Here is an 8,915-nt window from a genome sequence, read left to right as displayed (position 1 = left end):
CGAATTCCACACCCAACGTCGAAGAGCCTTATTGTGGCACTATCAGCACCATTGAAACCTCAGGCTTATACCATATTCCGTTTAGAACCATTGATGAACTGCCCATTTCTCACTCAAGCCATATGCAATTATTGCGCTGCTTGAGTAGAGCAATATACCTCGAACACTCTCGTATGTGGCAAATGATCAGCCAGCCATCAGACGTTCGCCTTGCCTGCTTTTTTATTATGATGTCATGTAAATTTAGCGCCTTTAGGGTATTCCCCCCACTGTTTCAGGTTGGCTATGTCACGAAAGGAAATTGCTGATTATCTCTGCATGGCAATTGAAACGCTCAGTCGACTCGTTAGTCGTTTTCAACAGCAAGGCATATTATCAGCGCATGGTCATGAGTACTGCCTCCTGAACCCAACAGCCTTAGCTGCAATTGCTGAAAGAAAAAAATGAACTCATAAGCACTACCAATAACTTTAGTAATGAAACTGATATAAATAATTTTTGGAGGATAATCACCCTGCTCAATGTATTATAAGCTTATTTTATTATAACTATTAAACAGTGCATCATCATGCTCAGCGCACTTGCTGTGGATACTCCTAAAAGCGCCAACACCATGTCCTTCTGTGCATCCCAAATATCTCCCTGGGCACCTAGGTATGACTCCCCCAATTCCCCCGGGAAGAGCACAACCGCCATCCACTCTGCAATCTCATAAAACGCCGAATGGGATAAAATCAGCATCACCGGTAGTAGGTGCCATAAAACGGCCTCATGCAGTAGGCGTCTTTTTACAAGATCTTTCAGTAGTAGAAATAGTAGCAGTCCATAAAGGAAATGCACCCAGCGGTCGTACTGATTACGCTCAAAGCCAAACCGTTCGTCCAGAGAAAACCCAAGCAAGGTTCTCAACCACTGGTCATAGGGCACTTCAGAATAGGTATAATGAGCACCAACTTCATGAAATATTAAAAATAGAAAAATACTTAACCATGCCAGACGTGAGACACCACCCTGATACCACAACCAACCCAATACGGGCACTGCGGCAAATACCAGAATATTTTCAAGCAGCCAATCTGAACGGTAATAAGGCGCTATGGCCAGCCATATCCAAAACAGCACAAAGCCAACAAACAGCCATACAGGAAACGGATCAAGCGTTAGCAGCCGAGCACGTACTCGCTTAATCCTAGACACACTCGACTACCTCTGTTTATTGGTTTAGCCAGCCTGTTCGGCGCATCACAATTTTCTCGACTTCCAATATAGCCATCATCACCATGCCAATGCTGATGATTAATACGCCATCCAAAAACGCTAAAGGCCGCGTATCGAAAAGGGCATGCATAGCAGGCCAATAGGTAAACAATGCCTGAGCAACGACCACCACAGCGACAGCAGCCAGCACAGCGGGGGTGCCTAGTAGCCCCTGCCAGCTAAAGGAGGTGTCGTGTAGATAGCGCACGTTAAATAGATAGAAAATTTCCAATACTACGATCAAATTGACCACCAATGTCCGAGCCATCGCAAGCTCATCCCCACGCCCTAGTGAGTAAAAAAATACGCCCAACACCGCTGCCAGAAACAGGAACGACACAAGCGCTACCCGCCAGATCAGAAAAGGTGTCAGCAGCCCTTGGTTGGCAGGCCTAGGGCGGCGCTGCATGACATTGGGCTCTGCTGGCTCGAACGCTAATGCCAGGCCAAGGGTGCCCGCCGTGACAAGATTGATCCACAAAATTTGCACCGCAGACATCGGCATTGAGAAGTTAAACAGGATAGCGGCAACGACCGCCAAGACCTCACCGCCATTAGTGGGCAGTGTCCACGCGGTTACTTTGCGGATATTGTCATAGACAACTCGCCCTTCATTCACTGCAGCGACAATGGAAGCGAAGTTATCATCCAGCAAGACCATCTGGGAGGCCTCCTTCGCCGCATCAGTCCCTTTATGTCCCATGCCAACGCCGACATTTGCCTGCTTCAACGACGGTGCATCATTGACGCCATCGCCGGTCATGGCCACGATTGCCCCTGTCGACTGCAAGGCACGAACGATACGCAGTTTGTGTTCAGGGTTGGTGCGAGCAAACACACTGGCTTCGGTCACGATAGCGGGCAGATCAGTGTCTGAAATATCATCAAGTTCACGCCCTGTTAGAACGTGTGGATCTTCTCCAAATCCTAGCTGTCGCGCAATTGCCGCGGCCGTTTCAGCGTGATCACCGGTAATCATTTTCACCGCAATACCCGCAGAGTGGCACTCTTTAATGGCGGCCACTGCCTCTTCGCGCGGGGGGTCGATAAACCCTATCAGGCCAATGAAGACGAGCCCATCCAGGTCGGAAAAAGTCAGCTTATCAGCATCTGGAGCTACTGCTTTAACGGCGAAGCCGAGCACTCTCTCTCCCTGGGCGGCTGCGTTCGCGACCTTGGCGCCCCACGCGCCTTGGTCTAGCGATGCCGTCCCTTCACCATCTATCTGGGCGACACATCGTTGCAGTAGTTCATCGGGGGCGCCCTTAACAAAAATCCGACAATCGCCTGTTGCATGGCGATGAAGCGTGGCCATAAAGCGATGCTTGGCATCAAAGGGGATCTCAGCAAGTCGCGGCCATTCATGGCGGGTTAGCTCCGGCTCCAAACCAGCTTTAATGGCCAACGCCACCAGCGCTCCCTCCATGGGATCGCCCATTACATGCCAGGCACCATTTTCCTGGTTCAACTGGGCATCGTTGCACAGCACTCCCGATAGCACTAAACAACTACTCTCTAGCCGCTGTTTATCCGCAGCAGCGTCATCGGTAGAAGCAGCTTCCAGCCGCCCTTCCGGCACATAGCCCGAGCCGGTCACCGTGTACTGCCCATGAGGGACTTCCAGCCGTCGCACTGTCATCTCGTTACGCGTCAGGGTGCCGGTCTTGTCGGAACAGATGACCGACGTAGCGCCGAGTGTTTCTACCGCCGGTAGCTGCCTAATCGCTGCATGACGACGCGCCATGCGCTGTACGCCGATAGCCAATGTAATGGTGATGACCGCTGGCAAGCCTTCAGGAATAGCCCCCACCGCCAGAGCAACGACCGCTATCAGCGCGTCCGGCCAAGCATAGCCACGTACCCATACCGCAAAGGCAAAGAGTACGACCGCCACCGCCAGGGTGATCCAGGTAAACCGCACCCCAAAATGGTTAATCTGGCGCAGCAGCGGTGTGGTCAGGGGTTGTACTTCACGCAGCAAAGTACTGATGCGCCCGATTCCGTAGCGCTACCCGTTGCCACAACGACACCCATCGCCTGCCCGGTAGCCACCAGCGTTCCGGAATAGGCCATTGAGTACCGGTCACCTAATGCAGCGTCTATGGGCGCTGGTGTTTCCCGCTTTTCTGCCGCCACCGACTCGCCCGTTAGAATGGCCTCTTCGATACGCAAAGCACTCGTACGAATAAGCCGCAGATCAGCAGGAACCCTGTCCCCTGGCTCAAGTGACACGATATCCCCAGGTACAATCTCTTCCACGGGCACCTTGATTCGCCTTCCCCCTCTTACCAGATAAGCGTGGGGGGCGATGAGATTACGGATCGCGCTCAGCGCCTTTTCGGCTTTACCTTCCTGAATAAATCCAACCAGGGCGTTGACCAAAACCACCGCCGCAATGACCGCGGCGTCAACGAAATGCCCTAGCAGCGAAGCGGCAAGCGCTGCCGCCAACAGAAAATAGATCAACGCGTTATGAAACTGGGCAAAAAGACGCAACAAGGGATGCCGACCGGCCACCTCTGGCAACCGGTTACTTCCATAAGTAACGAGCCGCTGCTTCGCGTCATCCACTGCTAGCCCGGCGGTTGAGGTCCTGAGCGCCGCAAGAACGTCCTCGCTTCGCTTAGTATGGGCATCGCTAGGCGCTGAAACCAATGGAGAAGCAGTAGCGTGTTTAACAGTCGGCGTCTCCATCCGGTCTCCCAGTCAGACTACCCCAAAAGGAATAAGCAACCACCGTTACAGCTTGAGCACCACCGTCACGGTATCTACTTCATCACGGGTCGGCTGAACTATAAAACCAAACTCTTTAGCCATGTCCCGCATGGCATGGTTCTCTCGCAAGATATCGGCAAACACCTGCTGAAAGCCGGTATCGCGGGCATAGTCGATCATCTGCTGCATAAGCCGATAGCCAAGCCCGGTCCCTTTCGTATCACTACGCACCATGATCGCAAACTCCGCTTTTTCCTTGTCGGGAACCGCAGACAAACGGACCACGCCCACGATTTCCTGCTTGCCTAATGGCATCGCTATAAAGGCCATTTCCCGGTCGTAATCGATTTGCGTCAGGCGAGCAGCAAAGGCGTGATCAAACCCTCGAATGGCAGCAAAGAAGCGCAGCCTCACATCATCAGGGGAAGAGTGACGCAGCATGTCGACCAAGGCACTCTCATCTTCGGGACGGATAGGACGCAGGCTGTAGCGCTGGCCACTGCGTGTTTCTATCGTTTGCTCAAGCTGCTGTGGGTAGGGACGAATAGCCAGTGGGCGCCGCTGATCACGCTCGGCCCTGACCACAATACGCGCATCTAAGGCCAGCACCCCAGAGGCATCGGCCAGCAGCGGGTTAGTATCCAGTGCGACCACGCGCTCCAAATCAATGACCAACTGTGACAATGTGATAAGCGTGAGCGTAATGGCCTCAAGATCAGCCGCAGGCCGGCCACGATAGCCACGCAGCAACGTTGAAATACGTGTCGCCTGGATCATTTCCTGTGCTAACAGTGGGTTGAGAGGCGGGAGGCCAATCACACGGTCTCTTATCAGCTCAACGGCCGTTCCCCCCTGGCCAAACAGCATGATTGGGCCGAAAACGCTATCTTCAGCGATTCCTAAAATCAGCTCATGTGCCCCAGGACGACGAATCATCGGCTGTACACTAAATCCATCTAATCGCGCCTCAGGCACTGCTGGGCGAATCGACACAAGCATGTCTTCGGCAGCCTGCTTCACCGCACCAGGCGAGGCAAGATTCAATTGCACGCCGCCACTATCCGACTTATGCGAAATGTCTCGCGACAGGATTTTCAGTCCCACCGGAAAGCCCAGCCGCTTTGCTGCCTCACTCGCCTCTTCCGGTGTATGCACCGTGATAGCAGAGACGGTGGGAATGCCATAAGCCGATAGCACGGCCACCGCCTCTGGCTCCGTTAGAACATTCCGGCCATCTTCCAGTACGCGGTCAATCACAGCATCTGCACTGCGCTTATCGATATAATGGTTGTTAAAAAGCGGCGGCGGCGTTTCCCTTAATGCTTGCTGGTTTCGCCAGTAACTGAACAGATGACCGAAGGCCCGAATGGCCTGCTCGGGTGTTTCGTAACTTGGCATGTTGTGTGCCGCAAACAAATGGCGAGCTTTAGCCGGTGCCCCTTCACCCAGCCAACAAGTGAGGACGGCTGGCCGCCGTGCCCCCAAGGTATCGACCACGGCTTGGGCCGCGTCCAAACTATCGGCCCACTGCTGTCGGGCAATTCATGACCAGAATCGCATCCGCTGCCTTCTCATTTAGCAAGGTTTCGAGTGCGCCGGCGTAAAGTACCCCTGGCGCATCACCAAGAATATCGACCGGATTGGCATGGGACCATGCAGGTGGCAGAAGGTGATTCAGACGCGCTAGCGTGACGTCGGAGAGCTCAGCAAGACGGCCATGCATGTCAGCCAACTCATCGACTGCAAGCACACCAACCCCGCCACCGTTGGTGAGAATGGCTAGCCGGTCACCCTTCACACGAATCCCCGTGGCCAATGTACTTGCCGCTTGAAAGAGTTCATCGAGTGTTTTGACGCGCAGCATCCCAGAACGCCGAAACGCTGCATCGTAAACGGCATCAGCACCTGCCAGCGCTCCGGTATGCGACAATGCAGCCTTGGCCCCCGCATCGCTGCGCCCTGCCTTAACCACCACTACAGGCTTGGTACGAGAAGCCATTCGGGCCGCCGAGAGAAATTTGCGTGCCTCAGTAATGGCTTCGACATACAGCAGGATGGAGTGCGTCTTGGGGTCAAGGGCTAAGTAGTCGAGCATATCGCCGAAATCGACATCGCTCATCGAACCCAGAGACACTACATACGAAAAACCGACGCCACGCGCTGCCGCCCAATCGAGGATAGAGGTCGCCACCGCACCAGACTGCGTCACAAAGGCTACATCGCCTTTTTGGGGCATGATATGTGCAAAGCTGGCGTTGATCCCCCGATGGGGGGCTAAAATGCCCAGACAGTTAGGACCAACAATGCGCATCAAGTAAGGCTTGGCCGCGTCGAGCATCGCTTGTTTGAGCACTTTTCCATCGGTATGATCGCCTTCGCCGAAACCAGCAGTAATGACCACGGCAGCTCGACATCCACGCTCACCAAGTTCGCGAATAAGGCCAGGCACCGTATCTGGCGGCGTCGCAATAATGGCCAAGTCGGGAACCAGCGGTAGCTCTCTCACGGTGTGGTAGTTGAGGGTCGAGCGGATCGCCCTCTCCCGTGGATTGACCGTTAGGATTGGCCCGGCAAATCCAGCATCAAAGAGATTGCGTGCTAGTACCGCCCCCACAGAGCCGGGGCGGTTACTGGCACCAATCAAAGCGATCGTACTGGGTGAAAACAGGGCATCTAAATTACGAATCGACATCTAGCATCTCCGATGCCAGGGTTGGCTCCATCACCAACACGGCAGCGCCGGTCAGCTTGCCTTCCCTGAGGTCCTTCAATGCATCATTTGCGGCGTGGAGCGGGTAACACACTGTGCTGGTCTGGATCATCGCGTCGGAGGCCAGTGATAAAAACGCCCTACCATCCTGACGAGTCAGATTGGCTACTGAGCGCAACTGCCGCCCCCCCCAAAGCAGCGCATACGGGAAAGAGGGGATGTCACTCATATGTATACCACCACAGACAACGACTCCCCCTTTACGCACAGCCCGTAGGGCAAGGGGCACCAACTCTCCCACAGGTGCAAAAATGATAGCGGCATCCATTGCCATGCCTGGCGCCTGTTCAGAGCTACCCGCCCACGTCGCTCCCAGCTGCTGCGCGAACCGCTGAGCCGCCTCATCGCCTGGGCGCGTAAAGGCGTACACGTCGATGCCCTGCCGTTTTGCGACCTGGGCCACAATATGTGCCGCCGCACCAAAGCCATAAATACCGAGACGCTGCAGGTCATCGCCACACATAACCAGAGAACGATAGCCAATCAGGCCAGCACACATCAGTGGGGCTGCTTCCGCAGGGCTATAGTGGGAACCGATAGAAAAGCAGAAGCGATGATCCGCCAAGGTATATTCCGCAAAGCCACCATCGATCTGGTACCCGGTAAAACGCGCCTGATCACAAAGGTTCTCTTGCCCGTGTAAACAGTAGCGGCATTCACCACAGCTATACCCTAGCCAAGGAACGCCCAGGCGTACTCCCTTCTCTAGCGCTACACCAGGGCCGCACTTAACAACACGACCAATAATTTCGTGCCCAGGAACAACCGGATAGCGGATGTCTGGCAGTTCTCCATCGAGCAGATGCAGATCAGTACGACACACGGCGCACGCTTCAATTTTCAGCAGTACTTGCCCCGGCCCCGGCGTAGGAATGGGCCTTTCCTGACATTGCAACGGTCCACCCTGTTTCTCAAGCACCATGACCTTCATGCGACATTCCTAAGCAACGTAAACACCAATTCTCGTTAACATTTTTCTTAGCTTTCGTATGCTGCTTTTGTGTACAAACTAACGCCTTACCCACAGTGACTACTGGAAGCTATGAATAGTTATAGCGTAAAGACTCTTCAAGAGAAGCTCACCAAGCAAATAAATTCACTTACTCACAACAGTGTTGATCTAGCGCAATCAACTCCTTTGACAACCCACTCTTTTTGTTAAAAAAATGTATGTTGGCAATAAAATTTCACTCAGCAAAAGGCATGACAAACACCCTTATCAATCATAAAAAAAATTATCATAGAATCTGATAAAAGCACCAATCAGACTACTTCCTGCAGATCAATAAATTCATTAAAGACCCCCTTTTCCCTGTAAAGTTGATTTCGATCAAATCAAGTTTTTAATTTTCCTCCATACTTATTAATAGTGCATTAAAAATCAGCATAGTGAATAGAGCCTTCAACGCATATCTTCACATGACACAAGGAAACAGGATAATGACAACACTAAAACTTCCCAATCCAGCTCCCAGCGAAAATAGTTATGCCAATCCAGCTATTTTCTGGTATCAAACCTGGGAGGAAGCTACTCAAACGTCTGCGAAGCTACAGAAAATTTGGCTAGAAGCACTTAACGAAGCATTTCGTCATGAGCTTGAGTTCCTATCGGCCATCGCGCCTTTCTACAGTAAGCTTGCTAACTGCTTATTAGGTTTTGAGGGACCGCAATCCCCTGCCTCACTGGCATCTTGTTACCATCAACTCGCTGGTGACATGACACATGCCACTTTTAAACGCATGCATAAAGTATCGAAGCTGAACAAGGATTTACGCGAGCGCATTTGGTGTGAGCTTTAAGCACTGATTAAGTACAGCCTTATTTTAAAGGTGAAGAGTTCAATACACACCTGCCTGAAAAATACCACCCTATAGAGAGACATTTCCCATAGCATTTTAGGCTTTATACAAAAACTGTCTGCGCTCGCCGACTTTTCATACAAAATTTAACAATCGTACTGATTTGGCAGGCTTGCCGCTTTGCCATGAGCATACCTATGCTCTACTGTATGGATAGCTATGTGTACAAAGCGGCGCTTTGATCACATCACAAGACTCAACTCAGAAGAGCCTACCCCCCAATGCTCACGACACTCTCGAAGCACAAGGCACTCTTTCGTTTTCTGTGTCACGATGTCAAATAATCCTGAATCCGTGAGACCGGCCCCAGGAA

Annotated in this window: 9 protein-coding genes; 3 read left to right on the top strand and 6 right to left on the bottom strand. The window is 52.5% G+C overall.

Annotated elements, in window-relative coordinates:
• Window positions 1-308: cyclic nucleotide-binding domain-containing protein (locus B4967_RS18190; protein WP_207953560.1), on the top strand; the 308-nt coding region annotated here is incomplete at its 5' end.
• Entirely contained in the window at window positions 286-447 is a 162-nt protein-coding gene (locus tag B4967_RS21145) for a helix-turn-helix domain-containing protein (protein WP_422821829.1), read from the top strand. The genes B4967_RS18190 and B4967_RS21145, both read left to right, overlap by 23 nt.
• An 87-nt stretch (window positions 448-534) precedes the next feature.
• Here B4967_RS21145 and B4967_RS00400 read toward each other — a convergent pair whose 3' ends face one another.
• The 6 genes from B4967_RS00400 to B4967_RS00385 are packed head-to-tail and all read right to left on the bottom strand — an operon-like array spanning window position 535 to window position 7,673.
• A complete protein-coding gene (locus B4967_RS00400; protein ID WP_083022943.1) occupies window positions 535-1,197 on the bottom strand; it encodes a DUF2238 domain-containing protein in 663 nt (220 codons plus the stop codon).
• Between the two features lie 16 nt (window positions 1,198-1,213).
• Entirely contained in the window at window positions 1,214-3,238 is a 2,025-nt protein-coding gene (locus tag B4967_RS19930) for an HAD-IC family P-type ATPase (protein WP_479694217.1), read from the bottom strand.
• Complete coding sequence (locus tag B4967_RS21470; protein ID WP_479694216.1) at window positions 3,214-3,951, bottom strand: HAD-IC family P-type ATPase; 738 nt, start codon at window positions 3,949-3,951, stop codon at window positions 3,214-3,216. Before B4967_RS21470 ends, B4967_RS19930 begins: the two co-directional genes overlap by 25 nt.
• A gap of 45 nt (window positions 3,952-3,996) precedes the next feature.
• Window positions 3,997-5,487, bottom strand: a complete 1,491-nt coding sequence (locus B4967_RS18460; protein WP_243470237.1) for a bifunctional acetate--CoA ligase family protein/GNAT family N-acetyltransferase — start codon at window positions 5,485-5,487, stop codon at window positions 3,997-3,999.
• Window position 5,488: 1 nt separating this feature from the next.
• On the bottom strand, window positions 5,489-6,664 hold the full coding sequence (locus B4967_RS18455) for an acetate--CoA ligase family protein (RefSeq protein WP_243470236.1): 1,176 nt from the start codon (window positions 6,662-6,664) through the stop codon (window positions 5,489-5,491).
• Window positions 6,651-7,673, bottom strand: coding sequence for a zinc-dependent alcohol dehydrogenase family protein (locus B4967_RS00385; protein ID WP_083022941.1), 1,023 nt, complete (start codon window positions 7,671-7,673; stop codon window positions 6,651-6,653). The genes B4967_RS18455 and B4967_RS00385 overlap by 14 nt, the downstream gene beginning before the upstream one ends.
• A 509-nt stretch (window positions 7,674-8,182) precedes the next feature.
• Between B4967_RS00385 and B4967_RS00380 the strand changes: the two genes are divergently transcribed.
• Complete coding sequence (locus B4967_RS00380) at window positions 8,183-8,542, top strand: hypothetical protein (protein WP_083022939.1); 360 nt, start codon at window positions 8,183-8,185, stop codon at window positions 8,540-8,542.
• Window positions 8,543-8,915: the final 373 nt, after the last annotated feature.

The organism is Vreelandella lionensis, from assembly GCF_002087295.1.
Lineage (GTDB): Bacteria > Pseudomonadota > Gammaproteobacteria > Pseudomonadales > Halomonadaceae > Vreelandella > Vreelandella lionensis.
The sequence above is the reverse complement of the archived record's forward strand: the minus strand, read 5'-3'. Positions and strand labels throughout refer to the sequence as shown.